The organism is Vreelandella malpeensis, from assembly GCF_020622355.1.
GTDB classification, from domain to species: domain Bacteria; phylum Pseudomonadota; class Gammaproteobacteria; order Pseudomonadales; family Halomonadaceae; genus Vreelandella; species Vreelandella malpeensis.
In genome coordinates this window covers 405,674-432,373 of the sequence record NZ_WHVL01000001.1, presented here as the reverse complement: position 1 = coordinate 432,373, position 26,700 = coordinate 405,674, and the positions used below count along the sequence as shown (strand labels likewise).

The following is a 26,700-nucleotide window of genomic DNA, read 5'->3' as shown; positions in this document are numbered from 1 at the left end:
CTCGTTGGTTCGCGAGTCCACTTTAGGTTTCAATAATCTACCCCAAGTCGCTGGTGCCATCCATGGCGAAAATTCAGCGCTACCCGTCGATAAAATCCTCCGTCTCGAGGCGCTCGCGGGCCAGCCGCTTGGCCGCCGCCACGTCGGGCTTTCCGGCCCCCAGGCGCGGCAGCGCCTCGACACTTAGCCAGTGCGAGGGAATCATCAGCGAGGAGACGCCCTGATCGCGCATCGCGCCCCGCACTGCCTGCGCCTCGAGCGGGCTCGTCGAGAGCAGCACGATACGCTCGCCCTTGGCGCTGTCCGGCAGGTTCACCGCCATCACCTCGATGTCCGGGTCGGGCAGGGCGGCCTTCACCGCGCGCTCTACTGCCGACAGGCTGACCATCTCGCCGCCGATCTTGGCCAGGCGCGAGTAGCGGTCGATCAGGGTCAGAAACCCGTCCTCGTCGAGCACGCCCTTGTCGAAGGAGACGTACCAGGTCTGGCCCTCGTGGGTGACGAGGACTTCCGCAGTGCGTTCGGGATCGTTCAGGTAGCCCTGCATCACTTGCGGGCCGCTGATCAGCACCATGCCCGGCTCGCCGGTAGGCAGCTCTGCAAACGTGTCCGGGTCGACGATCTTGACGCTGGTGCCGGGAAGCGGCATGCCGACGCTGCCCGCCTTGGCACCGCGCTGCACCTGCAGGTAGTTGAGATCCAGGGCGTCCGGCAGGTTCACCGCCGCCACCGGCGCGGTTTCCGTCGCGCCGTAGCCTTCGAAGATCGGCTTGTAGAACTTCTCCTGGAAGGCGCGGCGCACGTCGTCGTCGACGCGCTCGGCGCCGGCGACCACCACGCGCAAACTCTCCAGCATCAGCGGATGCACCTTGGCACTGCGATTGAAAAGCCGCAGAAAGGTGGAGGTGGCGCACATGATCGTCGCTCGGTGGCGCGCCACCGCCTTGGCGATGCCGGGAGCGTCGGTCGGGTCCGGGTGGCACACCAGCGGCAGCCCCTCGATCAGCGGCAAAAACTGGGTGACGGTCAGCCCGAAGGCGTGAAACAGCGGCAGCGATCCGAGCATCACGTCGTCATGTTCGGTGTTGAGCGCATCCGAGGTCTGCTGGATGTTGGCCATCAGGTTGCGGTGGTTGAGCATCACCCCCTTGGGAGCGCCTTCGCTGCCGCTGGAGAACAGGATCGCCGCGGTCTGCTCGGCGCCGCGTGCCCGGTCGAAGAGCGCGCACAGCGCTCGGGCAGGCAGCAGGCGCACGCCAAGCCAGGTCGCCACCTTGGCCACGCCGCTCATCTGCGCCTGCAAGGATTCGAGGGTCACCACGCGGGTGTCGGCCAGCAGCGCCCGGGTATCGAGCCCCCGTGCCTCGAGCTTCTCCATGAAGCGCTCGGAGGTGATCACGGTCGTGATTTCGGCCTGTTTCAGTGCCGAGCCCAGCGCCTCGAGGCCTGCGGTGTAGTTCAGGTTGACCACCGTCTTGCCCGCCAGCAGCGTGGCCATGTTGGCCAGCACCCCGGCGCTGCTGGTGGGCAGCAGAAGACCCAGGTTCTGCCTTGGGTCGAGGGCGCGAAAGCGTCGGGCGAGCAGCAGGCTGGCGCTGAGCGCCTTGGCCGCCGAGAGCGGACGGCTGATCGAATCGACCAGAGCGAGCTCGCCGGGGCGACGCTTGACGCTCTTGATCCACGCCTCGCCGAGAGTGGGAAGATCCTCCAGGGCGTGCTGCCAGGAGCGGGTGGCCTGCTCGAAGATGCGCCGCTTGAGCACGTCCGCCGGGGTGTCTTTGGACAGCGGCTCGCCGAAGGCGACGGTCACCGCGCGGTGCAGCGGGGCGTTGCGCAGGGTCTTGAGCTTTTGAGAGGAGCGCGAGAACTGGCTGCCCCACAGCCCTCGCAGGTAGAACGGCACGATGACCACGTCCGGGTTCGCCTTCTCGCAGGCGCGCTGGTAGCCGCGACGGAACTCGCCGAGCTGGCCGGTGCGGCTGATCGCACCTTCCGGGAACAGGCACACCACCTCGCCGGCGTTGAGCTGCTCGGCCACCGCCTCGAGGGAGGCCGCCGCGCTTTCGCCCCGTTCGATGGGAATGCAGCCCAGCGCCTTGAGAAAGCCGCGCAGGTACCAGCGATCGAACACGCTCTTGAGCATCACGAAGCGCACCGGCCGGGGCGAGGCGATCTGCACCATGGCCCAGTCGACGAAGCTGATGTGGTTGCCCAGCAGCAGCACGCCGCCCTGGGCGGGCATGTTCTCGAGCCCGTGCACCGCCACGCGGTAGTGGCGGGTGAGCAAAAAGCTCAGCACGAAGCGCACCAGGCTCTGGGGCAGCTTGACCACGGTGTAGGCGCCGCCCACCAGGGCCACGGCGGTGATCAGCCAGAGCAGGTAGCGGCTGTCCAGCCCCGCCAGCGCCACCAGTGCGGTGACAACGAGAAACCCGAGCATCGACAGGTTCTGGAACCAGTTGTTGGCGGCCAGCACCGTGCCCAGCGTACGCTCCTCGGCGTGAAACTGGATCAAGGCGTTGAGCGGGACGATGAACAGCCCGCCCATCATGCCGATGAACACGAAATTCAGCGCCTGGGCGAGCGGCGTCGAGAGAAACGACAGCGCGCCGAGCCCCAGCGCCACGCCCAGCGCCCCGACCGGAATCAGGCCGGTCTCGATGCGGTTTTTCGAAAAGCGGCTGGCGAGCATCGAGCCCAGCGCGATACCCACGCCACTGGCGGCGAGAATGCCCTGCAGCACCAAGGTATTGTCGATGGCAAGCGCCTGCTTGGCGTAGGCAGGAAACGCCGCCAGCAGCACCTGACCCACGGACCAGAAGGTCGCAAGCCCGATGATCGAGAGCCTCAGCACCGGCTGACGGGCGATGGCACTCAGCGTCTCGCGGGTGGAGCGGGGCGAAAGCGGCGCATCCGGCTCGGCGATGGGGGCGGCGTCCAGCGGCAGGCGGTAAAGCAGCAGCGCCTGGAGCAGGCTGTTGCCTACCAGCAGCCAGCCCAGCGGCGCGACCTGGTGCAGGAGAGCGCTCGGGTCGCCGTCACTGACGCCGAGCATGACCTCGAACAGCGCGGTGAACGCCAGGGTGCCGGCCAGGATCGACACGATGGTCACCGCCTGCACCAGCCCGTTGGCTTCCGCCAGGCGCGGCTTGCCGAACAGCGTCTTGACCAGCGCGTACTTGGCCGGCGAGTAGAAGGCCGATTGTACCGCCAGTGCCAGCGTCATGGCGAAGGCGAGCCAGAAGTGGCCGAGGTAGTAGGCCGCGGTGATCCCCAGCGAGATGCCCACCGCCCCCCAGGCGGCGGCGCGCAGCACGCGTACCTTGGGATAGGTGCTGGCGACGAACCCCGCCGGACGAAACAGCAGGATGAACGGCAGCAGGATCAGCCCGTTGACCACGGCGGTGAGCACCACCTGGGTCGTGCCGTCGAAGCTCTTGAAGATGGTGTTCTGGATGACAATCTTGTGGCCCAGGTCCACGAAGGCGTTGAGAAAGATCGCCGCCAGGTAGGGCCAGGCGCCCGGCATTCGGTAGAGTCGTTGCATGGGGTGAACCTTGTGTGTCCTTGTCGTGAAGCGACTGTCGGTGAGCGCTGCATATCGCGCAACCTTGGCGTGAGAAGTTGCGCCATGGGCCCGCTCGAGTATCCTTATACGCTACTTTCCTCGGGAGACCGGCATGTCACAGACCGCCTCGCTGCTCGCCACCCTGAAGCGCCAGCTGCGCGCCCAGGGCAAGACCTATGCTGACGTGGCCCGCTGGCTCGACCTGAGTGAAGCCTCGGTCAAGCGCCTGTTCGCCGAGCGCCACCTCACCCTGGCCCGGCTCGAGTGCATCTGCGGGCACCTGGGGATGGAGCTTTTCGAACTGACCCAAATGATGCAGGCCGAGATGCACCGTCTGCAGCAGCTCACTCATACCCAGGAGCAGCGTATCGCCGACGATCGCGAGCTCTTCCTGGTCGCCGTGTGCGTGCTTAACGGCTACAGCTTCGACGATATTCACCGTCAGTACCAGCTCAGCGAGGCGCAGTGCACGACGCATCTGCTCGTCCTTGAGAAGTTGGGGCTGATCGAGCTTCTGCCGGGCAATCGCATCAAGCGCCGGGTGGCGGCCAACTTTCGCTGGCGTCCCGGCGGGCCGATCCAGCAGTTCTTCCAGGCGCACATCGCCGGCGACTTCTTCCGCTCGCGCTTCGAGGCCGACAGCGAGAAGCTCGTGGTGCTCAACGGTCTGCTGTCGCGCGCCGGCAATCAGGAGTGGCAGCAGATCGTCCAGCGCCTGGCCAAGGAGTTTCACGCCCTGTGCGAGCGCGAGCAGGTGCTGCCCATCACCCAGCGCTTCGGCACCACCTCGGTGCTGGCGGTACGCCAGTGGCAGCACGGGCTGTTCCAGAACTATGCTCGTTAAAAGCATGCTCGTTAAAAGCATGCTCGTTAAAAGCGTGCTCGTTAAAAGCGTGCGCGCCAGCCGTGGGTACATTTGATACCCTGGCGCGGCTGCACGTCGATGGCGTGGGGTATCACCGCGACTTACCTCCTTTTTCCAGAGTTCTGCAATGTCGTTGACTTCCTTCCAGGCGCTGGCCTGCCCGCTGGATGGCCAGCCCCTCCATCGCCTCGAGTCGAACTGGCGCTGCCCGGCGGGGCACAGCTTCGATATCGCGCGCCAAGGCTACGTCAATCTACTGCCGGTGCAGAACAAGCGCTCCGCGGACCCCGGCGACAGCAAGGAGATGGTGGCGGCGCGCCAGCGCTTTCTGAATGCGGGACATTATCGAAGGGTCGCCGAGGCGGTAAGCAAAGCCGTGCTCGAAGGCGCCGCGAGTGCGCCAATGCGCTGCCTGGACGCCGGCTGCGGTGAGGGGTACTACCTGCGCGAGCTTGCCCAGCAGGCCGGTGACGTGCCGCTGGCGCTCGTCGGGCTGGACATCTCCAAGTGGGCGGTGCAACAGGGGGCGCGGCAGGCGCGGGCAATCGGCAACGATCACCTGAGGGAGGCCCACTGGCTGGTCGGCAGCAACGCCAACCTGCCGATTCAGGACCAGAGCATCGACCGCCTGCTGTGCCTGTTCGGTTTCCCGGTGGTTCAAGAGTTTTCCCGGGTGCTGGCCCCGGGCGGGGTGTGGATTCAAGCGGAAGCGGGAGGCGATCATCTTCGCGAGCTGCGCGAGATCATCTACCCTAGCCTGAAACCCGAACGCAGCGCGCCGCCACAGCCCCCGACGGGGTTCGCAGTCAGAGACGAGCAGCGTATTCGCGAGACCATCACCCTCGACGATCAGGCGGCGATTGCCGACCTTCTGGCCATGACGCCGCATCTTTACCGGGCGAGTGCCCGAGGCCGGGAGCGCGCGCAGGCACTCAAGACGCTGAGCCTCACGGTGGATGTGCGCCTGCAAACCTGGGTCAAGACCGCTCACGCATGAGGGCTTGCCCCAGACGCAACAAGGCCCGCATGAGCGGGCCTTGTGGTTGGGCTTGCGCCCGAGCAGGTTGCTAACGAATGTTAGGAAGTCTGCTTGATGTTGGACGCCTGCAGGCCTTTCTTGCCCTGGGTGACGTCGAAGGAGACGGTTGCGCCTTCCTGCAGAGTCTTGAAGCCGTCGGCTTGGATCTCGGAGAAGTGAGCGAACAGGTCATCACCGCCGTCGGACGGAGCGATGAAGCCGAAACCTTTGGAATCGTTGAACCACTTGACTGTGCCAGTTGCCATGTCTAAATCCTTTCGCGCCGAAGCGCTGTCGTGAAATTCCTGGTATTACCCAGATTGAAGTAGCGGGTGAAACAAGGAAGACGCTATCAGGCTGCCGAAAAGATCGTACGCTACTGAAACCATGCTGCTTGCTAACCAACTGGTTCCAACAGTGTCACGTTTGTTGCTGCGAAGCAAAGCTTTTCATCGTTTTTTGTCTTTACGAGGCTTCTTCAATGCGTAAGAGAGTCCGGTGATCAGGTGTCCCACACCTGCTGGTCGTTGTGCATCTTGACCCCCAGCGAGACCTGGTGCTCGTAGGTGTCCGGGCGATAGAACCCTTCGACGAACTCCAGGGGGCGCTGCCCGGCATCGAAGACGACCCGCCGGATGCACAGCAAGGCGTCGCCGGGCTGCATGTCAAGCAGGCGAGCCTGCTCAGGGGTGGCGAGCTTGGCGGTGATCGTCTGGCGCGCGTGGGTAGCCGGATGCCCGGCCCGGGCGAAGAGCAGCAAAAGAGGGTGGGTCGCCAGGTCCTCTCGAGTGAAGCATTGGCCCACGTCTTGCGGCACGTGGGTGATGAGCAAGGAGAAGGGCGTACCCCGAAGGCTTCGAATACGCACGGCTTTTTGTACCTGGGCGCCGGGCGCGAGCTCGAGGGTGGCGGCGATGTCCGCACTCGCGGCGACGTAGTCGAAGGCGTGCACCTCTACGTCGGTGTTGAGCCCCATGGCGATCAGGTTCTCGATGACTCCGGAAATGCTTGCCTGCACTGGCGAGTGAGGAGCCTGGACGGGAAAAGTGCCCTTGCCGCGATAGCGCTCGACGAGCCCCTCTCGGTTGAGCCGCTCCATTGCCTTGCGCATGGTAATGCGAGAAACCCCGAACTGTCCCGCCAGGGCGATCTCGTTGGGCAACGACTGGTCGAGGGGGTAGTGCCCGTCGAGGATCTCCTGACGCAGCACCAGATAGACCCGGTGATGCTTGGGCCAAGGGTCGTCGGCGTTTTCCTTGGCGGGTGACGTCACGTGCACGGCAACTCCTTGCTCGAAAAGGCGGGGGATGGCCCCTTTGTAACGTGTCCAGGCCGACCTTGAAACCACTTTGAGTCGAGCATTTGTCTTATTGACATGACAAAAGACGCATGCATCAATGCATCGGGTGGCAACCGATAACACAATACGCCGCCCCGGCCCTAAGGCCCGCAGGATCCTGCTAACGAGACCCAGATCTCGCCCGTTTCATAACAAGTAGACCGTTGGAGACGTCCATGCCCCTTGCTCTAGCCGCTTTCTCAGTATTCTCGCGTGGTACTTCCCCGCGTGCCTTCGCATCCCTGGGCGCCGCGTCCTGTCTTGCGCTCGGGGGGATGGCACTCGGCCTTTCGCCCCAGGCGAAGGCCGAGACATGGCCGGACCGGCCCATCGAGATCATCGTGCCCTTCGATGCCGGCGGCAGCGCCGACCGGCTGGCCCGGGGCCTGGCCGAGCACCTCTCGCCGCGTCTTGGCGTTCCGGTCACCGTGCTCAACCGCCCGGGCGGCGCGGGAGCCTTGGGAGCGACCTATTTCCAGCAGCAGCCCGCCGATGGCGATACGCTTCTGGTCATGCAGGCCGCACCGTATCTGGCCAGCGCCATCGAGGTGAGCGGCGCACCGGTGACCTGGTCGGATTTCGCCCTGCTCAGCGCCCAGTGGAACGACTACGGCATTGTCGCGGTTCATGACGAAAGCCCCTACGACACCCTCGAGCAGCTCATCGAGGCGATGCGCGAGCCGGGCCAGGTCAGCTCCGGCATCATCGTCGGCAACGGCGGGCATATCCAGACCCTGATGATGATGGACGCTCTGGAGATCGACCATGACAACGTGCGTTTTGTCACCTACAGCGGCGGTGCCCCGCTGCGCACGGCGCTGGCGGGCAACCAGGTGGACTTCGAGATTCTCGCCGCCGAAGCGGCGCTCACCATCGAGGAGGAGATCCGCCCACTTGCGGTAGTGCACGATCAGCAAAGCGATGACTGGGACGCGCCGCTTCTCAACGACGCACTGGCGGATCTTGGCGTCGAGGCGCTGCCGCTGGTGGGCGGCAATGTCACCGGCCTCATGGTCCACGCCTCTCTGGAGCAGGAGTACCCCGAACGCTACGCGCGCCTGCTCAAGGCCTACCGCGAGACCCTTGAAAGCGACGAGTTCACGACCTGGGCCGACCAGGCGGCCATCGGGGCAGACTGGGTGAGCCCGGAAGAGAGTCAGGCGCTGATCGATGCCGCCTACGAGGCCATCCAGCAGTACGCGCCGCTGATCAAGTAGTCCTGCCAAGTAGTCCTACTAAGTAGTCCTACCGTTCACCGTTTCAAGAGGCCGATGGACATGGCGTCGTCATCTCTTTCACGGACGTTTCCTTGGGGTAACGTCCTGTTTTCCCTGGCGCTTGCGGGCGCCTTTTTGTTCTACGCCCACGGCGTGTATGCCGACGCCCGGAGGGCGACGGACTGGATGCTGGTGATTCCCGTGGCCGGGATCGGAATCGCGGCACTGACCATCGGGGCGGGCACCAAGGTCATCGACTGGTATCGCCAGGGCGGTGAGGTCGTCGATGCCCATCAGGCCGTGACCCGGGAAACGCTGTTGTTCATCGTGCTGCTGGCGCTCTACGTGGCACTGTTACCCGTCACCGGGTTCGATCTGGGCAGTATGGTCTTCGTGGCCCTCGCGCTCTACCTGCAGGGCGAGCGCCGTGGATGGCGGCTTCTCGTGGTGGCCGCGCTGGTGGCCACCGGCGTGACCCTCGTCTTCGTGCATCTGCTCAACGTTCGTCTTCCTACCCTGCTTTTCTAGGAGCCCATGCCATGATCGATACCCAGGCTTTCCAGGGAGCGGTGGAGCTTCTCGCCAGTACGCCGGCAGCGTGGTGGGTGGTGCCGCCGGGACTGCTCATCGGCCTCTTCTTCGGCGCCATTCCCGGGCTTTCCATCTCGATCGCCATGGCGGTCTTTCTGCCCGCTACTCTCTACATGGATTTCTTGCCGGCGATCCTGTTTCTCACCGCAATCTTCACCGGGGGCGGCTTTGGCGGGGCGATTCCCGCCATCATGATGAACATTCCCGGTACCTCCTCGTCGGTGGCCACCGCCTTCGACGGCTACCCGATGGCTCGTCAAGGACGCCATGCCCAGGCGCTCGGCATTGGCCTGATGGCCTCGGTGCTGGGGACCCTGGTCGGCTACCTGTTATTGCTGCTGACGGTGCAGTCGGTGTCCCATTGGGTGTTGAAGCTGGGCCCGACAGAGATGCTGGTCATCGCGCTCTGGGGCATCACGCTTATCGCCGTGCTCAACGATGCCAGCGTCGCCAAGGGGCTGGCGGCAGGTACCCTAGGCATCTTGATCAGCACCGTGGGCTACAGCGACGCCGGGCAGATGCGCGGCACCTTCGGCAGCATGTACCTACTCGACGGCGTGCCGGTCATTCCCGCCCTCATCGGCTTCTTCGCCGCCTCAGAGCTTTTCAACCTGGTGGGGCGGCGCTACATCGTCGACGACCAGCAGCAGCGCACCGTGCGCTTTGGCGATATCCTCTCGGGCATGGGGCATGCCCTGGCGAGGCCGTTGCAGATGCTGCGAGGCGGCGCCATGGGGGCCTTGATCGGGGCCATCCCCGGGGTCGGCGCCAGTATCGCCAACCTGGCGGCCTACGCCACGGCGAAGCGCCAGTCCAAGGAGCCCGCGTCCTTCGGCCAAGGCAACCCGGACGGGCTGATCGCCGCGGAATCCGCCAACAGCAGCTCCGAGGGCGGGTCTATGATCACCCTGCTGGCGCTGGGACTGCCCGGCGGAGCGGGTACCGCGGTGCTCTTGAGCGCCTTCGCGTTGCACAACGTCACCGGCGGGCCGCGCTTCATTCGCGAGAACACCGATATCGTCTACGCCTTGATCCTGGGCAACATGGCCCAGGCGCTGTTGCTGCTGGTGGTGGGGCTGGGGTTCATCTTCGTGGCGGGGTATATCGTCAAGGTGTCTCTGCGATTGATGATTCCCGTGGTCATGGTGCTTTCCGTCGTCGGTGCCTACACCATCACCGGCAACATGGTGGGGCCGATCACCGTGGTCGCCGCCGGCATCGTCGGATGGCTGATGCGACTCTACGGCTTTCCGGTGGCCGCCACCGTGGTGGGGCTGCTGGTAGGCGGCATGGCGGAAGGGGAGCTCGTGCGCAGCATGCAGATCAGCGGCGGGAACCTGGCCTTCGTGCTGGACCGTCCCATCACGCTGCTCTTTCTGGCGCTGCTACTGCTCTCCATCGCCCCACGCCTGGTGCGAAGCTGCTGGCGCCGACGCGCCTGATACACGCCGAGGCGTTCGCCGGGCGGGCGCCCGGCGGCGCTTTTCGTTATCCTTTCTTCCTCGGCCCGCCTAGCGGCGGGCCTGCCTGGGCTCGAGCCAGGGGAACTCCATAGGAAGGATCAGCGACATGACCACTCTCGTGACGGCCCTCATGACGACCCTATTAAAGGGATATCTGCGCGCTTCATTGATACTGCGCATCACCCTCGCGCTCATGCTCGGCGTGGTGGTGGGACTCATCGGCGGCGAGTGGATCGCCACCTGGCTTGCCCCCTTGGGCGATTTGTTGCTGCGCCTCTTGACCTTCCTGATCGTGCCGATCGTGCTGTTCACCCTGATGGTGGGGGTGAACCAGACTCAGGAGGGAAGCGTCGGGCGTATCAGCGTCAAGGTACTGGCCTATTACCTGGCCTCGTCGGCCTTCGCGATCGTGGTGGGGCTTGCGGTGGCCACCCTCCTGAACCCCGGCAGCCGCACCGTACCGGACGAGAGCATGGACTTTTCGGTGCCCGACAACCCAGGGGTGGTCAATGCCCTCTTGAACATCGTGCCGGACAACCTGTTCGGCGCCTTCACCGAACTCAACATGCTGGGCATCATCTTCACGGCGCTGGTGTTCGGGATCGCCCTTGCCCGGATGCGTCGCACGCCTGCCCAGCAAGCGGCAGGGGAGCGCCTCTATGGAGTGGTCGAGGCGCTCAACGACCTGACCCTCAAGGTCATGGCCGGCGTGCTTCATTACGTGCCGATCGGGGTGTTCGCCATCGTCGCAGGCACCGTGAGCCAGCAGGGGCTCGCAACGCTACTGGCCTTGGGTGATATGGTGCTGGTGCTGTATGCGGCGCTGGCGGTGCAACTAATGCTCTACTGCGTGGCGATGCGCCTGTTCGGCGTGACGCTATCGAGTTTCTTTCGTGAGGCGCGGGCACCGGTGGTCACCGCCTTTGCCACCCAAAGCAGCTCCGGGACACTGCCGCTCACGGTGAACGCTGCCCAGCGCCTGGGCATTCCGAAAAGCATCTATGGCTTCAGCCTGCCCTTGGGAGCGACCATGAACATGGACGGTGCGGCGATTCGCATCGCGATCTCTGCAGTGTTCGCCGCCAACGTGATCGGCGTGCCGCTGGATTTCGCCAGTATGGTGCAGATCGTGCTGATCGGTACCCTGGTGTCCGTGGGGACCGCGGGTGTACCCGGGGCGGGCATCATCATGATCTCCACGGTGTTCACCCAGGTGGGACTACCCATCGAGGTGGTCGGGCTTCTGACCGCCATCGATGCCTTGGTCGGCATGGGGGCGACGGCGCTCAACGTGACCGGGGACCTGGTGGGCACCTCGATCATCGCCCGCAGCGAAGGCCAGCGCCTGGAAGAGGGAACGGAGCTCTCGCCCGGTGAACAGGGCTGATTCGAAAACGCCTCACGGCGCCGTCAAGGCGCCCCGAGGCGGGTGCAGACAGGAAATTGCTAGTACTTACTTCAGAATCAGTACTTCAGGATCACGTAGAAGGCATGGATGATGCCGGGCACGAAGCCAAACAGCGTCAGCAGGATATTGAGCCAGAAGTGGCCCTTCAATCCCACCTCCAGAAAGACGCCCAGCGGCGGCAGCAGAACGGCGAAAATCATCTTGATCGGGTCGGTGGCGGTCAGTGCCATAAAGCCTCCTTTGCTTGCGGCGAAATCACTACCTGTCGTCTGACACCTGAAAGTGTAGCTATTGGCCGCGCGCTGTGCGAGTCATTTGCATCTACGCGGCATCGACCTCGATTTGATCCAAGGTATCGTTCGAGGCGGCATTAAGGGCTACCCTTGAGCCACGGCTTTTCCCTTCATTGCTCACAAGACGAGATTCCATGGACAAGCGTTTGTCATCCTCCGTGCTGCTGCTCGGCGTCACTGCGAGCGCCCCGGCGCTGGCGCAGGCCCCCGCCACTGCCGATGCGACCGTACTCGCGCCTATCGAAGTGAGCGCCCCCCGCCTCTCGCGGGAGCTCTACGCGACGCCGGCGGCCATCTCGATCCTCGACGGGGAGGCGATCGGCCAAGGGCAGCAGCGGGTGCGTCTGGACGAGTCGCTGTCACGCGTGCCGGGGGTCTTTCTGCAGAACCGCGACAACTTCGCCCAGGGTCAGCGCATCGCCATTCGCGGCTTCGGCGCGCGGGCGCCGTTCGGGGTGCGCGGCATTGTCGTGCGCGTGGATGGCATTCCCTACACACTGCCGGACGGTCAGGCGGCGCTCGATGCCATCGATCTCGACAGCGCCGAGCGCATCGAGGTGATTCGCGGGCCTTCTTCGGTGCTATACGGCAACGCCGCCGGCGGGGTGATCGACATCACCACTGCCGACGGGCGCAGCGATCCAGGCTCCAGAGTGCGGGTCGAGGCGGGCAGCGACGGCTACCAGAAACTCTCGCTTCAAAACGGCGGTCAAAACGGCGAGTGGTCCCACCACGTGAGTCTTTCCGGCTTGAACGTGGACGGTTACCGCGAGCAGAGCTCCACCGAGAAGTACCTGCTCAACGCCAAACTTCGTCGCGAGCTTGGCAGCGAGCGGGCGTTGACGGCGATCGTGAATCTGCTGGAAAACCCGCGCTCGGAAGACCCCGGCGCGCTCAACGCTCGGGAAGTCGCCCGCGGCCGCGACCAGGCGGCGCCCAATTCGGTCGCGCTGGATGCCCACCAGAACGTGGACCAGCAGGTTCTCGGTCTGCAGTACGAAGATCTCAGTGCGGGCCCCGGCGAGCTCTACGTGAAAGGCTTCTATGCCCGCCGAAATTTCGAGCAGCAGCTGCCCTACGTGGGCGACAGCCGGCTGGGCTATGATCGCGACTATTTCGGGGCGAGCGGTGAGTATCACCAATCCATCGCGCTGGGGGCGCTGCCGCTAGATTACATCGTCGGCGTGGACGTCGCCCGCCAGCAGGACGACCGGTTTCGCAACGACGTCAGTGCGTTCGGGGCGGTCGGCGAACAGGTGGCGGATGAGAAACAGACCGCGACCTCTACCGGCGTGTTTGCCCAAGGGGATCTTGGCCTGACGGATCAGCTCACGCTGTCGCTCGGAGCGCGCTTCGACCGGGTCGAGCTCAAGGTGGATGATCGCTATTTCGACGATGGCGATCAAAGCGGCGACCAGACCTTCAACGAATGGAGCGGCTCTGCAGGCTTGAGCTATCGCTACCGGCCCCAGCATCAGGCCTACATCAACACCGGCACGGCCTTCGAGACGCCCACCTTTGCCGAGTTCGCCAACCCGGCTGGCGGCGGCTTCAACCCGGCCGTGGAGCCGCAGAAATCCTGGAATCGCGAGGTCGGGCTTCGCGGCTACGTAGCACCACTTGCGCTGGATTATGATCTGGCGCTTTTCTCGGTACGCGTGCGCGACGAGCTGGTGCCCTTAGATGAGGGCGGGCGCACCTTCTACCAGAACGCGGGCAATACCGACCGCGACGGAGTGGAGCTATCGCTTGGCTGGCAGTTCGCCGATGCCTGGCGACTGGACAGCGCCTTGACCCTGGCGCGCTACGATTTCGACGAGTTCCAAAGCGGCGAGGCGCGTTTCGACGGCAACCGCATTCCCGGGCTTGCCGAGCGAACCTGGATCAGCCAACTCACCTGGCAGGGCATGGGCGAGCGTTTCGCCACCCTTGAGACGCAGTACGTCGGGGATCTGCTGGCCGACAACGCCAACGAGGTTGAGGTGGAGAGCTACTGGCTGGTGAACCTTCGCGTGGGCGATGGCTGGCAGCTGAGCGAGGCGTCGAACCTGAGCGCCTACGTGGGGCTTCGCAACCTGTTCGATCGCGAGTACTACGACAATACGCGCCTCAACGGCACCTTCGGGCGCTATTTCGAACCGGCGCCGGGGCGCAGCGTCTACGCCGGCGTGGAACTTGCGTTCTAAGTCGCTTGAATGCAGTAAAACAAGACGGGCAGCCCAAGGGCTGCCCGTCTTGTTTTGAAGGCCATGCGTCATGCACGGCCAGGGAAGGGGATTACTGTGGCAGCGCGTAGCCGATCACGTAGTCGCCCATTTTGGTGCCGAAGGTGCCGTGACCGCCGGCGCTGATTACCACGTACTGGCGGCCGTCGGCGCCGGTATAAGTCATGGGCGTTGCTTGGCCGCCGGCGGGCAGGCGTGCCTTGAAGATCTCTTCACCGGTTTCATGGTTGTAGCCGCGCAGGTACTGATCCAGCGTGCCGCTCATGAAGGTGACGCCGCCCGCCGTGGTGAGCGGGCCACCCAGCGCCGGAACCCCGACCGGCAGGCCGATCGGCAGGCCCAGCGGCATGCTATCACGGGTGGTGCCGTTGGGATGCTTCCAGACCACCTCGGCGTTTTGCAGATCGATACCGGCCACGTCACCCCAGGAGGGCGCCTGGCAGGGCAGGTTGAAGATCGACAAGAGCGGGCCGAGTTCGACGGCGTAGGGGGCGCCGGCGTTGGGCTGAAGCCCCTGTTCGCTGGCCGAGCCCTGCTCGTCTTCCACTTCCTCGCGCGGTATCAGGCGGGAAACGAAGGCGAGATACTTGGCGCCGGTAAATAGCGTCTGACGCTCGGGGTCGACCGCAACACCGCCCCAGTTCATCACGCCGACGTTACCCGGGTAGATGATGCTGCCCTCGAGCGATGGCGGCGTGTACTGGCCTTCGTAGCGCAGCGAGTTGAACTGGATACGACACATCATCTGATCGAACGGCGTGGCACCCCACATGTCGCGCTCGGTGAGCGGGTCGGGCAACAGGTTCAGCTGTGATCGCGGCTGGGTTTCTGCGGTCCAGTCGCCTTCTACCGCGCCTTGGGGGACGGGCACTTCTTCGATCGGTACGATCGCCTCGCCGGTTTCCCGGTTCAGCACGTAGAGGCTGCCCTGCTTGGTGGGCTGGATGACCGCAGGCTGCACGCCTTCGGCGGTGTTTAGATCGATCAGCACTGGCTGGGCGGGCATGTCCATGTCCCACAGATCGTGGTGAACGAACTGGTAGACCCAGGCGACCTGGCCGGTCTCGAGCTCGAGCGCCACGAGCCCCGCGCTGTAGGTTTCATCGTCTTCGCTGCGGTTGGCACCGAACTGGTCCGGCGTGGCGTTACCCATGGGCAGATAGACGAGCCCCAGCTCCTCGTCGACGCTGATCGGCGCCCAGACGTTGGGCGAGTTGCGAGTGTAGGTTTCGTCGTCGGCGATGGGGGCGGTTTCATTCGGGTTGCCACTGTCCCAGTTCCAGACGAGCTCCCCGGTGCGCACATCGAACGCGCGAATCACCCCAGAAGGCTCGTCAACCGAGCTGTTATCGGTCACGTGACCGCCCAGGATCACCAGGTTCTCGGTCACGGTGGGCGGTGAGGTAGAGTAGTAGCCGCCCGGATCGAAGCCGCCGATGTTTTGCGTCAGATCCACTTCGCCACTTTCACCAAAGCCTTCGCAGGGCTTGCCGGTGTCGGCGTCGAGCGCGATCAGGCGGGCGTCCGCCGTGGGCAGATAGAGCCGGCGCGGGCACATCACATCGGTCTGGCTCAGCATCGGCGCGGCATCATCTTGGGTGGCCGTCGGGAAGCTCAGCCACTCGAGGATCGCCACGTCGATGGTGAAAGCGTCGCGCTCGGCGAACAAGAGCGAAGGTGCGGGACGCTCATCGTCGGCGACATTGCTGTTCGTGACGTCATTCGACTCGCTGTTGACGTTGTTATCGGCATCGTTATCGACATCGTTGCCGGAATAGTTGGCCGCGTCGAAGTAGGCGAGCCCGCGACAGGTCATGTGCGCCCAGTTGGAGAAGTTCTCGGCGCCTTGGGTGCTGATCTCGGGGTCGAACTCCCAGATCGTTTCGCCGGTTTCCGGCGACAGCGCCATGGCGCGGCTGTGCGAGGTGCATATATAGAGGTGGTCGTTGACCTTCAGCGGCGTGTTCTGATTGGTAATCTCCGGCGGCGCGTCGGGGCCGGGCTCATCGCCGGTCTGGATGCGCCAGACTTCCTCGAGCTTATCGATATTATCGAGCGTGATCTGATCGAGCGACGAGTAGTGGGTGCCAGCGTTGGTGCCGCCGTAAGCGGCCCAGTCGTCACCGGCGACCTGGGCGGGGTTGGCCTCGGCGTTGGCGCGGTTATCGGCAAGCGAGCCTTCGACCACACCAGGCGACGTGAATTGGCTGGCAATCGCCACCGCGATAGAGGCAATCACCCCAAGCCCCAACGCCAGGCTTCCGGCACGTGAATGCAGCGGCTTGCGCCACCAGGGCAGCAGCATGACGATGGCAATCAGACACGGGATGGCCACCCGTGGTACCAGCTGCCACCAGTCCAGGCCCACTTCCCACAGCGCCCAGACAAGGGTCGCCAGCAGGGTGGCAGCGTACAGCCAAAGTGCCGTGCCCTTGCGCAGCGCGAGCAGAATGCCCGTGGCCAGCACGGCGATACCGGCGATCAGATAGTAGGCGCTGCCGCCCAGGCTCAATAGTTTGCCGCCGCCCACGGCCAGCGCCAGACCCGCAAGGGCGAGCACGACCCCGAGAATCACGGCCGGCCAAGCGCTGTAGGCGCGTTTATATTCGTTCATACCATATCCCCGTTACCACGCATGATGGGCAAGCGACCCGTGAGGGTCCTCGCCCGCTTGATGCGCTAACCCATCGGCCAGGGCGCCGACAGGACGTTTCATTCGGTGGCCAGAGAGGGCAATGGGTTAGCGCACGCTCTTTAGAAGACATTTTAATCGTCAATAGGATATTGGTCGAACGGGTTTGAGATTTATCACGAAAAAAGCCGCCGTGGGTACGCGGCGGCCTGCTGGGTGTTGAAAAGGCGTTGTTAACGCGAGTGGCGGCTAGCCTTCGAGCTTGACCAGCATCTTGCCGGTATTGCCGCCCTCGAACAGCGCGAGGAACGCTTCCGGGGTACTCTCCAGCCCCTCCTTGACGGTTTCCTGGTAATCGAACTTGCCCGCGGCAACCTGGGGGGCGACCTCGTTGAGGAAGTAGCCGTAGTTCGACCAGTGGTCGGCGACGATGAAGCCCTGCATCTTCGCCTTGCGTACCACCAGTTGCGAAAGGTTGCTCGGCCCCGGGGCGGGCTTTTCGGCGTTGTAGCTGTCGATCATGCCGCATACCGCGATGCGCGCGCCTTCGTTGAGCTGGGAAAGTGCTGCCTCCAGGCAGATGCCGCCGACGTTCTCGAAGTAGACATCGATGCCTTCGGGACTGGCCAGCTGGATGGCGTCACTCAGTTCACCGGCGGTGCGATCCTTGTAGGTCACGGGCTCCACGCCGACGGACTCGAGCCAGGCGAGCTTGTGAGCGGCGCCGGCGATGCCGATCACGTGACATCCCTTGGCTTTGGCCAACTGTACGGCGAGCGAACCCACCGCGCCGCTCGCCGCACTCACCAGCACGTTGTCGCCGGGTTTGCACTCGGCGATGCGGTTGAGGCCGGTCCAGGCGGTCATGCCCGGCATGCCGAGAATGCCCAGGTACGCCTGCTCGGGCACGTCGTGGTCGGGAAGCACCGTGACGCCTTGGGCGGGAAGCTGGGCGATGTCGCGCCAGCCGCCCATATGGCTGACTCGGTCACCTACCTTGACCTTGGCGTCGGTCGATTCGATCACTTCTCCGATGGCGCCGCCTTCCATGGGCTTGCCGAGCTCGAAGGGCGTGACGTAGGTGCGAATACCGCTCATGCGACCGCGCATGTAGGGGTCGACCGAGAGCCAGTGGTTGCGAATGCGCACCTCGTTGGGACCAAGCTCGGGCAGCTCCTGGGTCTCGAGCGCAAACAGCTCGCGGCGGGGCAAGCCGGTGGGGTAGTCGGTCAGCGTGAAGTAGCGTGATTGCATCGTGGCCTCCTGCGTGATGATTCGATTCACTCCTTATCGAAGGTAATGACCCTGCGCGGTGAAGCAAGTTCGAGATACTCAACAAATAAAAAAGCGGCCCTCGTGAAGAGGGCCGCTTGGAGTATCGCGAGAACGGGCGGTGGCTCAAGGGGTATCACACGGGTATGTGTGCTAGCCGTTAAGTCCTGTTGCAGGCCGATCGGGCGCTAGTTGATCAGCGTCAGCATGACCGGGGCGGTGCCGCGACGAACCATGCCGAGTTGTCGTGCCGCGCTCTTGGAAAGATCGATGATGCGTCCCTTGACGAAGGGGCCGCGATCGTTGATCAGCACTTCCACTTCCTGACCGGTATCGGGCCGTGTCACGAGCACCTTGCTGCCGAAGGGCAGGCTTGGGTGGGCGGCGGTCAGCGCCTGCTGGTCGAAGGCTTCACCGCTGGCGGTGGTCGCACCCTGGAATCGGTCGCTGTAGAAGGAGGCCACGCCTTCCTGGAAATCGGTCTCTTGGGCAAATACGCCCGTCGACACTACACTCAATAAAACCGCGAACATGCTTGTCTTGATGCGTCTTCCATAGGCTCCCATTGGAGTACCTCGTTGAGTATCGAACCGGACTTCATTGGTGAGGTGCCCGACAAAGGCTTCGCGATGGTAACGTCCCGTTTGATGTTCGGCAAGCTTTGCGACGATCGGCGACGATGTACACCAAATCGCGATTTTAGTTCACTGGCCAACTCTTTTAGTCTGGTCAGTAAGTTAAAGCGATTTACTTGAAGCGCGGATCGCGGTGTACTTCACCGGATAAAGCGGGCCCTGTTCGATCGATAAGCAACTGCTGATAGAACGGTCGGCGTGCTAATATCTTGTTCGTTCAAGTGACGCGATAAGGATCTGCCATGACTAAAAGTTCTTCGTTAATGCTTGTCACTGGTGTCGCAGGCGGCGCCCTGATTGGCTTCATGATTGCCCTGTCCATACCCGATGCGGTCTCCAGCGACAAGGTTGGCGACCAGAGCGGCAAGACCGACGATACGCAGGCATCCAGCGCTTTGGAGGGGCTCGACTACCTGGCGCTCGACGAACGCACGCGCGGTGAGCTCACCTCGAGTGCTCAGCTCAACGGCAACAACGGCAGTCGCTTTCTCTCCTACGGGCTGAGTCTCGACGAGGACGCGCTGGTGGAACTGAGCCTGAGCGGCGCGCTCAACGGCGTCGTGTCACTGTTCGACGATCAGCTCCAACTGCTCGACAGCGCCGAGACCCTGCGCTATCGCATCGAGGAAGGGGGCGACTACCTGGTGACTGTGAGCGGCTACGACGCCAGCAGCTACGGCCCGTTCACTCTCTACCCTCGCCTGATGGAGCTCAGCGACTCGGATACGCTGACCCTCGATGAACCCATGGACAGCTGGCTGCAGGGCGATGAGCGCGCCGTGAGCTTTACCATCGAAGAAGCCGGCATGTACCAGATCGACATGCGCTCCGATGACTTCGATGCCTACCTCACCCTCGAGGGCCCAAACGGCTACCAGCGTGAGGACGACGACAGTGGCGGCAATCTCGACGCCCAGATTACCGATTTTCTCGAGCCCGGCGACTACACCGTTCGCGCCCAGACCTACGGCAGCGGCAACGGCGTATATACGCTGTCGGCACAGACCAAGGAGTTCCCCGGCGGCGAGTTACGCAACGACGGCCCCATCGCGTCGGGCGAATCGCTCAATGGCTGGTACAGCGGCCAGGCGCTCGAGTACACCTTCGAGGTAGAAGAGGCCGGCATGTACCAGATCGACATGACCTCCGATGACGTCGATGCCTTTCTAGAGCTCGAAGGCGACGACAACTACTACCGTGAAGACGACGACGGGGGCGAGGGCCTGGATGCGCGCATCGCCGACTTCCTCGCGCCGGGCACCTACCGCATCACCGCGCGTACCGCCTACGGATCCGGCGCCGGAATGTTCTCGCTCGGCGTGGCACAGCGGGAGCTTCCCGAAGGCGTGGAGCTGCAAAACGGCGGCGAGCTCGCCCCGGGCGACAGCGCCACCGGCTGGTATAGCGGCGAAGACGTCAACTACCAGCTCACCCTGGAGGAGAGCTCCGAGGTGACCATTCGCATGGATTCCACGGACTTCGACGCTTACCTCGAGCTTTCAGGCGAAGGCGTCTCCTTCTCCGACGACGATGGCGGCCAGGGTTCCAACGCGCTGCTAAGCGCGCCGCTTTTGCCCGGTACCTACACCATCCACGCCCGGGGCTATGGCTCCTACGGCAGCGGCCTGTTCGAGGTCGGCGTCGAGGCCGAGCCGACCCAGATGGAGCCGGACGCCTGAGTTGTTGAACGCTTCAGCGTCTTGATCGACCACGCCCTTGTTCGCTTTGTGCGGCAAGGGCGTTTACATTTAAAGCCGACACCCGGGCGGCGAAAGAGCGTCCGGGGCCGTTCAAGGACGAACATCGACAAGAGGAGGCGTTATGCAACCCATTCAAGCGAGTGCCCTGGGCGTGGTGGCCATCATGCTGGCGGGCTGCCATAGCATGGAAAGCCGGCCCGTCGAACCCTACGCCATGGTGACGCTGGCTGAGGAGAAGTACTTCGTCGCGCCCGGCTGCCAGGACGAACAGTGCGATGACGTGCGCGTGTCGTCGCTCGAGTTTCCCACGTCCGAGGCGCTGACCCGCGAGCTGCGCGCCCGGCTCGTTGCCCTGGCGGGGCTGGATGGAGGCGATGAAGGTGTGGAAGCGAGGCGCGTCACCTGGGAGCGCTTCGCCAATGACTTCTTCGCCCAGGCCCGGGAAAGCGGGGTATCCTCGCCCCAGGCGGGCGCGAGCAGCGCCGTGCTCGAGGCGGACGTGGTTTCCCGTCACGACGATCTGCTGGTGCTCGAACTCAACAGCTACACCTACTTCTCGGGCCAGGCACACGGCCTGCCGGCAACGCGCTATCTGGTCATCGACGAGCGCGAGGCGCGCATCGTCGAGCCCGGCGAGATGATCACCCCGGGGCGCGAAGGCGATTTCCAGGCCGCGCTTCGCGAGGCGCACCAGCGCTGGTCGCGCGAGTCGGACAGAGAGGCGGGCTTCGCCGCCAACTGGCCGTTCACCCCGAGCGACAACATCGCTCCCATGGAAGAGGGTTGGCAGGTGAAGTACGACGTCTACGACATCGCGCCCTACGCCGAGGGCCAGCCGGTCCTGACGATTCCCCGGCAGGCCTTGAACGGCATCGCCAAGCCACGTTTCGTGGCGCGGTAAGGGGATCGACGTCTACGCTTTGAAGGCGGCGCAAGCCGCGAGCACGCCAAAGGCAGCGCCTTCGCCCGGTGCTGCCGCTCTTCAAGGAGTGGGACGTCTATGGATACCGATAACAACACGCGCCAATGGGCACAGCTTTTCGTGGTCAGCGCCGACCATCGCCTGCTGCTGATTCATCACCCGAATGCCTCCGCCCCCTGGCGACCCGCCGGGGGCGAACTGTGCCTGGAGGAGGGGTTTGGCGAGGCCGCCCGGCGCACACTCGAAGCCTCCACCGGCCTTGCGGGGCCGCTTGGCCCGCTGCTGCACGAGTGCGAGGTGCCCGGCGAGCAGCTGCCCGGGCGATGGCGCGAGCGTTACTTTCTGGTGCGCCACGACCCGGCAAGCCAGGCGCGACGCGAGATGCCGGGGCGGTGGTGGTCGCTCGACGAGCTTCGCAAGGCGCCGGTCGGGCAGCTCAAGCCAGCCTGGCTGCCGGAGCTTCTGGAGCGTGTGATCGCCAGTGACGGTCACACGCCGTCATCAGCGGCCCGCCTTTAGGCAGCCCACGACCACCAGGATCGCCGCGGTGGGCAGGCGCCAGTCGAGTACGCTCATGCCCGCCAGCACCAGCAGCAGCCCGGCCAGGATCGGCACGCCGTAGGCGAGGCTGCCCACCAGGCTCGACGGGCCAAAGCGCAGCGCCTTGTCCCAGGCCACCATGGCGATACCGTAGGGCCCTAGGCCCAGCGCGATACCGGCCATCAGTGCGTTGCCGCTGGGAAGTTCAAGACTTGGTTCGAGCACGAGGCTCGCGCCGGTCGCCACGGCGCAGGCAATCAGCAGAAGGCGCGGCAGCAGCGGGGTAAGGGCGACCGGCGCGGTCTGGCCGAACCAGGAGTAGAGCGCCCAGCAGCACGCCGAGAGAAGGGCAATCCCGTAACCGATCATTTCACCGCTGAAACCGCCGGAAAGTGCCTGGGGCAGCATCAGAAGCGATGCGCCGGCGAAGGCGATCAGCGCGCCGATCACCCCCTCGATGCGCAGCCGGCGAAAGCGGCTGTACTGGCTCAGCAGCACGAACAGCACCGGCCAGGTATAGGTGATGAGCGCCGCTTCTGCGGCGGGGGCCAGACGCATGCCGATGAAGTAGCTGCTCACCGCGCCGAAGATCAAAAGCGGCACGCCCAGCCAGATGCTGAACTGCCAGCCCCGGCTCAAGCGCTCGACGCCGGTACGCCGGCTCAGCGGCAGGGTGGCCAGCGCCCCGGCCAGAAGGGTCAAGGCGGTCAGTTGCAGGGGCGTCGAGGTGTGCGCCATCTCGGCCAAAAGCGGCGCTGCGCTCCATAACATCACCGCCACCAGCGCAGCGCCCACACTGTACCAACGCGATGACACCAACGGGGAGTGAACGGGATGCATGACACCTCTCCTTCTATAAAAGCGAACCTTGCTTTGTGTGAGTGATGCCAAGCATACTCAGAAAGTACTCATCACGATATTGATCTTTTGTGATGTAACCTATCAACATTGGTGATATATGCGCGCGCCGACCTTCGACCTGACCCTGCTGCGCACGCTCGTGGCCATCGCCGATACCGGCAGCGTCACCGCGGCTGCCAAGCGGCTGGCCTATACCCAGTCCACGGTCAGCATGCAGCTTCAACGCCTGGAAGCGCAGCTCGAGTTGAGCCTGCACGAACGCGAGGGGCGGCGGCTGCGCTTCACCCCGGAAGGCGAACGGTTGCTGGCTCACGCCCGGCGGTTGCTCGCCCTCAACGATGAAGCCTTCAGCGACATGCAGGCGCGCCAGGTCACCGGCGATCTGGTACTGGGCATCCCCGAGGACTACGCCTCGCTCTTGCCGTCGGTGTTCGCCTACTTCCACCAGCTCTACCCGGCGGTGGGGCTGACCGTGATCTGCGGCACCAGCGCGCACCTGGTCGAGCAGGTCAAGGCCGCCGAGATCGATCTGGCGCTGGTCACCCGCCAGCGCAACTCACCCGGCGGCGACGTGATCCGACGCGAGCCGCTGCTCTGGGCGGTGGGCATCAATCAGCAGCCGCTTTTGAGCGACCCCATTCCCCTGGCTCTCTATTCGCCCGGGGCGGACGTGTTTCGCGAGGTGGCGGAGCAGGCGCTGCAGGCGGCGGGGCGCGACTGGCGCGTAGCCTACACCAGCCAGTCGATGGCGGGGCTTGCACCCATCGTGACCGCTGGGCTGGCGGTGGTGGTGGTCACGCGCAGCATGTTGACGCCGTCGCTGCGCCCGCTGGATGAATCGAGCGGGCTGCCGGCGCTGCCCACGATCGAGCTGGCGCTGCATCGGGCACCGCATCGGCCCACCGAACCCGCGCGCCGGCTGGGGGAATTGATTCGCGAACAGCTAGCGGCGATCGGCGAAGCGTTATAAGGTGAATGGACGGGTAAAATTCACAACGCAGCAGGGCGTTAGGAGCGATCGATGCACGAGCTGGACCACTACATCTACCCCCACCGGGTTCTGCACTGGCTGGTGGCGGGCGCGGTGCTCGTCTCGTTGGCCACGGGCCTCACGCTGGGCACCCTGGGGTTCGAGCGCACCGCCGAGATGGTAGGGAGCGCGACGACCAACGTGATGTACACCACTCACAAGACGATGGGCGTACTGATCCTTTTGCTGATGACGCTGCGCATCCTCACGCGCCTGGCCTTCGTGGTGCCGGATCACGATCCGCCCCTGAACCTCTTCGAGCGTATCCTCAGTACCAGCGTTCATCATCTGCTCTATCTTGCGCTGGTATTGATGCCGCTGCTCGGCTGGGCGGCCACCGCCACCGGCGGCTATCCGGTCGAGTTTTTCGTCTGGCATCTGCCGGGGCTCGTGGGTCGGCATCCCGAGCTCTCGAGCACATTGTTCGCCTGGCACGGTTTTCTGGGCTGGGCGATCGTCGTGCTTCTGGTACTGCACCTGCTCGGCGCACTCTATCACTGGCGTATCAAGCGTGATGGCGTCATGACCCGCATGAGCCTGTTCGACTGACAGCGCCCCGAGCCACGGTCTGAATGCAAATCACTCTCTTTATTGACTTGGGCGGTGAGTGCGTCACAATTCGCCGCCTAAGTCGATAGGGAGTGGAGCATGGAACTGTTGCGGGTGGTCTTTACGCACTACCGCTGGCCTTTTCTGGGGGCCATCCTGCTGAGTCTTGTCAGCGCCGGGCTCGGGGTGGGGGTGATCGCCTTCATCAACCAGCGCTTGATAGAGGTGGGTAGCCCGCTCTCGGCGCTTCCCCAGTTTCTCGGCCTGCTCGCGGTGCTGCTGGCGGTGACGCTCGCCACCCAGGTGTCGCTCACGCTGCTGGGCCATCATTTCGTCTTCGATCTGCGCGCCAGGCTCGTCAAGCGCATCCTGGACACGGATATCGAGCGTCTGGAGCGGCTGGGCAATGCAACGCTTCTGGCGAGCCTTTCAAGCGACGTGCGCAACATCACCGTCGGGTTCGTGCGCCTGCCCGAGCTCGTGCAGGGGGCGGTGCTGACCCTGGCATCCATCGCCTATCTGGCCTGGCTTTCCCCCTCTATGGTCGCGGTGACCGTGGTCTGGATCGCCAGCACCATGACCGTGGGCTGGGTGCTGATCTCGAGGGTGTACCGTCACTTTCATCTGGTGCGGGCAAGCGAAGATCATCTTTACAAGGATTTTCAGTCCGCCATCGAAGGCCGCAAGGAGCTCGCCCTCAACCGGGACCGGGCACGGCGCTTTTTCGACGAGAGCTTCACCAAGAACGCCCGGGCGTATCGCCATCACATCATTCGCGCCGACTCCTACCACCTGAGTGCCGGCAACTGGTCGAACATCATGATGCTGGGGGCGATCGGGGTGGTGTTCTTCATGGCCAACGGACTTGGCTGGGCGAGCCCGGCAGTGGCCACGACGTTCGCGCTGGCGCTGCTGTTTCTGCGCACGCCGCTGATCCAGGCGATCGGCGCCTGGCCAACATTGATCAGCGCCCAGGTCGCCTTCGACAAGCTGGCAAGCCTCGAGCTTGCGGCGTTCGAGCCGGGTTTTGAGGTCGATGACGCCTTTGCCGGCTGGCAGCGCCTCGAACTCGTCGGGGTGAGCTATCACTACCCCGCGAGCGGCGCGCAGGAGGGCTTTCAGGTCGGGCCGGTGGATCTGGTGCTCGAACGCGGCGAACAGGTCTTCTTGATCGGCGGCAACGGCAGCGGCAAGTCCACCCTGGCGCGGCTGCTCACGGGGCTCTATCAGCCCCAGAGCGGCCAGATCAAGGTCGACGGCCACCCCTTGACCCCGGCGCAGTGGAAAAGCTTTCGCGCACGCTTTGCCAGCGTGTTCACGGATTTTCATCAGTTCGATACCGCCATGGGCCCCGGGGGCGCACCGGCAAACCCGGCCTTGGTGGATACCTGGCTCGAGCGGCTGCACATGACGCAAAAGCTTCAGTGGGAAGGGGAGCGGGTGATCAATACCCAGCTGTCCCAAGGCCAGCGCAAGCGCCTGGCGCTGTTGCTGGCAATCTGCGAGGAGCGGGACATCCTGATGCTGGACGAGTGGGCCGCGGACCAGGACCCGCAGTTTCGCCGGCTGTTCTACCGGGAGCTGCTGCCGCTTTTACGCGACATGGGCAAGACGGTGTTCGCGATCAGCCACGACGATGGCTACTTCGTGCACGCCGACCGGCTGCTCGAAATGTCGAAAGGCCAGCTCAAGGAGCTGACCGGCGCCCAGCGCGAGCGGGCAAGTGAAGACGCAGTGGCACAGATCAGCGCCCAGGATTAAGGGGCCGGTGGCTCAACGCGACCGGCGTGCTTGTCGGTCGCACCCTTCCAGAGGACAGTTGCTGCAAACGCTGAACTCGTCCAGCAGATAGCGCAGGCAGCAAAGCTTGCGTACCCGTTTCACTTCGTCACTGCCCTTCGGGGTATAGGTGCGCACCGGCTCGAACAGCGGATTGCGTTTACCGCCCAGTTCCCGAGATTCCAGCAGGGCCCGGGCGGCCTGAAGCGCGCCCGGATTCACGTCCGGATGCCCGGCCAGTTCGTTGACGTAGTAATGCAGATAGCCGCCGGCATTGCTCCAGAATACCCGGGGTGCGACGCCGGAAAGAGCGGCCAGGCGCTCGATCAGCGGGGCCCAGTGGTGCTCGATCAACTTGGCGAAGCGCTTGTGGGTACTCTGGCCATGCAGGTGCGTGCCCTCTTCAGGCAGCCAGAGCTGGCGCGTGCAGCCGTCGTCGTTGAAGAGGACGTACACGTCGTCCAGAGCCACCGGCAGGTCCCGGTCGAGCAGCAGGTGAGCGGCCAGGGTCGGTACGGTGAGCGCAATGAAGTGCCATTTCGACCAAAGTGAAGCAATGGCGCGCTTGTCGCCCCCGGGGTAACGGGCAGCGTAGCGCTGCATGTCCTGCTCGAGCAGCGCCGGGTTTCGCCAGCGGGATGCCTTGATCGCCCCGACGGGAGGAGTGCCGCCGATCAACGGCGGGGTGAACAGAACCAAGGCGCCTTGATAGCAGTCCGCAAGCGACGAAGGGGTCGTCGTTCGTTCTACCGCAAGAGACATGGCAAGCTCCAGGATCTGACACGAAAGGGGC

At 64.3% G+C, this 26,700-nt stretch carries 22 protein-coding genes; 13 read left to right on the top strand and 9 right to left on the bottom strand.

The window, feature by feature from the left end:
* Positions 1 to 79: 79 nt before the first annotated feature.
* Positions 80 to 3,547 carry an acyl-[ACP]--phospholipid O-acyltransferase gene (locus GEV37_RS01950; RefSeq protein ID WP_227388487.1) on the bottom strand — a complete coding sequence of 1,156 codons (3,468 nt, stop codon included), beginning with the start codon at positions 3,545 to 3,547 and terminating at the stop codon, positions 80 to 82.
* 133 nt (positions 3,548 to 3,680) lie between these two features.
* Here GEV37_RS01950 and GEV37_RS01945 point away from each other — a divergent pair, with 133 nt between their 5' ends.
* Both GEV37_RS01945 and GEV37_RS01940 read left to right on the top strand, forming a co-directional pair.
* Complete coding sequence (locus GEV37_RS01945) at positions 3,681 to 4,412, top strand: helix-turn-helix transcriptional regulator (protein ID WP_227388486.1); 732 nt, start codon at positions 3,681 to 3,683, stop codon at positions 4,410 to 4,412.
* Positions 4,413 to 4,560: 148 nt separating this feature from the next.
* Positions 4,561 to 5,430, top strand: a complete 870-nt coding sequence (locus GEV37_RS01940; protein WP_227388485.1) for a putative RNA methyltransferase — start codon at positions 4,561 to 4,563, stop codon at positions 5,428 to 5,430.
* Positions 5,431 to 5,510: 80 nt separating this feature from the next.
* Here GEV37_RS01940 and GEV37_RS01935 read toward each other — a convergent pair whose 3' ends face one another.
* Positions 5,511 to 5,717: a cold-shock protein gene (locus GEV37_RS01935; RefSeq protein WP_227388484.1), complete on the bottom strand. Its 207-nt coding sequence runs from the start codon at positions 5,715 to 5,717 to the stop codon at positions 5,511 to 5,513.
* Positions 5,718 to 5,953: 236 nt separating this feature from the next.
* Positions 5,954 to 6,730: a GntR family transcriptional regulator gene (locus GEV37_RS01930; RefSeq protein WP_227388483.1), complete on the bottom strand. Its 777-nt coding sequence runs from the start codon at positions 6,728 to 6,730 to the stop codon at positions 5,954 to 5,956.
* Between the two features lie 236 nt (positions 6,731 to 6,966).
* Between GEV37_RS01930 and GEV37_RS01925 the strand changes: the two genes are divergently transcribed.
* From GEV37_RS01925 to GEV37_RS01910, 4 genes are all read left to right on the top strand, one after another.
* Complete coding sequence (locus tag GEV37_RS01925) at positions 6,967 to 8,007, top strand: Bug family tripartite tricarboxylate transporter substrate binding protein (protein ID WP_227388482.1); 1,041 nt, start codon at positions 6,967 to 6,969, stop codon at positions 8,005 to 8,007.
* A gap of 60 nt (positions 8,008 to 8,067) precedes the next feature.
* On the top strand, positions 8,068 to 8,535 hold the full coding sequence (locus tag GEV37_RS01920; RefSeq protein ID WP_227388481.1) for a tripartite tricarboxylate transporter TctB family protein: 468 nt from the start codon (positions 8,068 to 8,070) through the stop codon (positions 8,533 to 8,535).
* 11 nt (positions 8,536 to 8,546) lie between these two features.
* Positions 8,547 to 10,040, top strand: a complete 1,494-nt coding sequence (locus GEV37_RS01915; RefSeq protein WP_227388480.1) for a tripartite tricarboxylate transporter permease — start codon at positions 8,547 to 8,549, stop codon at positions 10,038 to 10,040.
* 127 nt (positions 10,041 to 10,167) lie between these two features.
* Complete coding sequence (locus tag GEV37_RS01910) at positions 10,168 to 11,448, top strand: dicarboxylate/amino acid:cation symporter (RefSeq protein ID WP_227388479.1); 1,281 nt, start codon at positions 10,168 to 10,170, stop codon at positions 11,446 to 11,448.
* Between the two features lie 77 nt (positions 11,449 to 11,525).
* Here GEV37_RS01910 and GEV37_RS01905 read toward each other — a convergent pair whose 3' ends face one another.
* Complete coding sequence (locus GEV37_RS01905; protein WP_227388478.1) at positions 11,526 to 11,699, bottom strand: YqaE/Pmp3 family membrane protein; 174 nt, start codon at positions 11,697 to 11,699, stop codon at positions 11,526 to 11,528.
* A gap of 197 nt (positions 11,700 to 11,896) precedes the next feature.
* Here GEV37_RS01905 and GEV37_RS01900 point away from each other — a divergent pair, with 197 nt between their 5' ends.
* Positions 11,897 to 13,948: a TonB-dependent receptor family protein gene (locus GEV37_RS01900; protein WP_227388477.1), complete on the top strand. Its 2,052-nt coding sequence runs from the start codon at positions 11,897 to 11,899 to the stop codon at positions 13,946 to 13,948.
* Between the two features lie 91 nt (positions 13,949 to 14,039).
* On the opposite strand, the gene GEV37_RS01895 is transcribed toward GEV37_RS01900, so the two are convergent.
* From GEV37_RS01895 to GEV37_RS01885, 3 genes are all read right to left on the bottom strand, one after another.
* A complete protein-coding gene (locus GEV37_RS01895; protein ID WP_227388476.1) occupies positions 14,040 to 16,601 on the bottom strand; it encodes a glucose/quinate/shikimate family membrane-bound PQQ-dependent dehydrogenase in 2,562 nt (853 codons plus the stop codon).
* 267 nt (positions 16,602 to 16,868) lie between these two features.
* Entirely contained in the window at positions 16,869 to 17,873 is a 1,005-nt protein-coding gene (locus GEV37_RS01890) for an NADP-dependent oxidoreductase (protein ID WP_227388475.1), read from the bottom strand.
* A 206-nt stretch (positions 17,874 to 18,079) separates the two neighbouring features.
* A complete protein-coding gene (locus GEV37_RS01885) occupies positions 18,080 to 18,457 on the bottom strand; it encodes a septal ring lytic transglycosylase RlpA family protein (protein ID WP_227388474.1) in 378 nt (125 codons plus the stop codon).
* Positions 18,458 to 18,768: 311 nt separating this feature from the next.
* Here GEV37_RS01885 and GEV37_RS01880 point away from each other — a divergent pair, with 311 nt between their 5' ends.
* The 3 genes from GEV37_RS01880 to GEV37_RS01870 all read left to right on the top strand — a co-directional run bounded on the left by GEV37_RS01880 (position 18,769) and on the right by GEV37_RS01870 (position 21,667).
* On the top strand, positions 18,769 to 20,205 hold the full coding sequence (locus GEV37_RS01880; protein WP_227388473.1) for a hypothetical protein: 1,437 nt from the start codon (positions 18,769 to 18,771) through the stop codon (positions 20,203 to 20,205).
* Positions 20,206 to 20,347: 142 nt separating this feature from the next.
* Positions 20,348 to 21,127 carry an RsiV family protein gene (locus GEV37_RS01875; RefSeq protein ID WP_227388472.1) on the top strand — a complete coding sequence of 260 codons (780 nt, stop codon included), beginning with the start codon at positions 20,348 to 20,350 and terminating at the stop codon, positions 21,125 to 21,127.
* A 99-nt stretch (positions 21,128 to 21,226) separates the two neighbouring features.
* The gene (locus GEV37_RS01870; RefSeq protein WP_227388471.1) at positions 21,227 to 21,667 is read left to right on the top strand and encodes an NUDIX domain-containing protein; all 441 of its coding nucleotides are present in this window, start codon (positions 21,227 to 21,229) and stop codon (positions 21,665 to 21,667) included.
* Here GEV37_RS01870 and GEV37_RS01865 read toward each other — a convergent pair.
* The gene (locus GEV37_RS01865; protein WP_227388470.1) at positions 21,650 to 22,528 is read right to left on the bottom strand and encodes a DMT family transporter; all 879 of its coding nucleotides are present in this window, start codon (positions 22,526 to 22,528) and stop codon (positions 21,650 to 21,652) included. The genes GEV37_RS01870 and GEV37_RS01865 overlap by 18 nt on opposite strands.
* 118 nt (positions 22,529 to 22,646) lie before the next feature.
* Here GEV37_RS01865 and GEV37_RS01860 point away from each other — a divergent pair, with 118 nt between their 5' ends.
* From GEV37_RS01860 to GEV37_RS01850, 3 genes are all read left to right on the top strand, one after another.
* The gene (locus GEV37_RS01860; protein WP_227388469.1) at positions 22,647 to 23,519 is read left to right on the top strand and encodes a LysR substrate-binding domain-containing protein; all 873 of its coding nucleotides are present in this window, start codon (positions 22,647 to 22,649) and stop codon (positions 23,517 to 23,519) included.
* A gap of 51 nt (positions 23,520 to 23,570) precedes the next feature.
* Complete coding sequence (locus GEV37_RS01855; RefSeq protein ID WP_227388468.1) at positions 23,571 to 24,128, top strand: cytochrome b; 558 nt, start codon at positions 23,571 to 23,573, stop codon at positions 24,126 to 24,128.
* 99 nt (positions 24,129 to 24,227) lie between these two features.
* Positions 24,228 to 25,889: a multidrug ABC transporter permease/ATP-binding protein gene (locus GEV37_RS01850; RefSeq protein WP_227388467.1), complete on the top strand. Its 1,662-nt coding sequence runs from the start codon at positions 24,228 to 24,230 to the stop codon at positions 25,887 to 25,889.
* A gap of 12 nt (positions 25,890 to 25,901) precedes the next feature.
* On the opposite strand, the gene fhuF is transcribed toward GEV37_RS01850, so the two are convergent.
* A complete protein-coding gene (gene fhuF, locus GEV37_RS01845; protein ID WP_227388466.1) occupies positions 25,902 to 26,669 on the bottom strand; it encodes a siderophore-iron reductase FhuF in 768 nt (255 codons plus the stop codon).
* Positions 26,670 to 26,700 lie beyond the last annotated feature (31 nt).

Bases quoted from the DNA above. Each gene is read 5' to 3' on its own strand.
- GEV37_RS01950 (WP_227388487.1), bottom strand. From the start codon at position 3,547: ATGCAACGACTCTACCGAATGCCGGGCGCCTGGCCCTACCTGGCGGCG.
- GEV37_RS01945 (WP_227388486.1), top strand. From the start codon at position 3,681: ATGTCACAGACCGCCTCGCTGCTCGCCACCCTGAAGCGCCAGCTGCGC.
- GEV37_RS01940 (WP_227388485.1), top strand. From the start codon at position 4,561: ATGTCGTTGACTTCCTTCCAGGCGCTGGCCTGCCCGCTGGATGGCCAG.
- GEV37_RS01935 (WP_227388484.1), bottom strand. From the start codon at position 5,717: ATGGCAACTGGCACAGTCAAGTGGTTCAACGATTCCAAAGGTTTCGGC.
- GEV37_RS01925 (WP_227388482.1), top strand. From the start codon at position 6,967: ATGCCCCTTGCTCTAGCCGCTTTCTCAGTATTCTCGCGTGGTACTTCC.
- GEV37_RS01920 (WP_227388481.1), top strand. From the start codon at position 8,068: ATGGCGTCGTCATCTCTTTCACGGACGTTTCCTTGGGGTAACGTCCTG.
- GEV37_RS01915 (WP_227388480.1), top strand. From the start codon at position 8,547: ATGATCGATACCCAGGCTTTCCAGGGAGCGGTGGAGCTTCTCGCCAGT.
- GEV37_RS01910 (WP_227388479.1), top strand. From the start codon at position 10,168: ATGACCACTCTCGTGACGGCCCTCATGACGACCCTATTAAAGGGATAT.
- GEV37_RS01905 (WP_227388478.1), bottom strand. From the start codon at position 11,699: ATGGCACTGACCGCCACCGACCCGATCAAGATGATTTTCGCCGTTCTG.
- GEV37_RS01900 (WP_227388477.1), top strand. From the start codon at position 11,897: ATGGACAAGCGTTTGTCATCCTCCGTGCTGCTGCTCGGCGTCACTGCG.
- GEV37_RS01895 (WP_227388476.1), bottom strand. From the start codon at position 16,601: ATGAACGAATATAAACGCGCCTACAGCGCTTGGCCGGCCGTGATTCTC.
- GEV37_RS01890 (WP_227388475.1), bottom strand. From the start codon at position 17,873: ATGCAATCACGCTACTTCACGCTGACCGACTACCCCACCGGCTTGCCC.
- GEV37_RS01885 (WP_227388474.1), bottom strand. From the start codon at position 18,457: ATGGGAGCCTATGGAAGACGCATCAAGACAAGCATGTTCGCGGTTTTA.
- GEV37_RS01880 (WP_227388473.1), top strand. From the start codon at position 18,769: ATGACTAAAAGTTCTTCGTTAATGCTTGTCACTGGTGTCGCAGGCGGC.
- GEV37_RS01875 (WP_227388472.1), top strand. From the start codon at position 20,348: ATGCAACCCATTCAAGCGAGTGCCCTGGGCGTGGTGGCCATCATGCTG.
- GEV37_RS01870 (WP_227388471.1), top strand. From the start codon at position 21,227: ATGGATACCGATAACAACACGCGCCAATGGGCACAGCTTTTCGTGGTC.
- GEV37_RS01865 (WP_227388470.1), bottom strand. From the start codon at position 22,528: ATGCATCCCGTTCACTCCCCGTTGGTGTCATCGCGTTGGTACAGTGTG.
- GEV37_RS01860 (WP_227388469.1), top strand. From the start codon at position 22,647: ATGCGCGCGCCGACCTTCGACCTGACCCTGCTGCGCACGCTCGTGGCC.
- GEV37_RS01855 (WP_227388468.1), top strand. From the start codon at position 23,571: ATGCACGAGCTGGACCACTACATCTACCCCCACCGGGTTCTGCACTGG.
- GEV37_RS01850 (WP_227388467.1), top strand. From the start codon at position 24,228: ATGGAACTGTTGCGGGTGGTCTTTACGCACTACCGCTGGCCTTTTCTG.
- fhuF (WP_227388466.1), bottom strand. From the start codon at position 26,669: ATGTCTCTTGCGGTAGAACGAACGACGACCCCTTCGTCGCTTGCGGAC.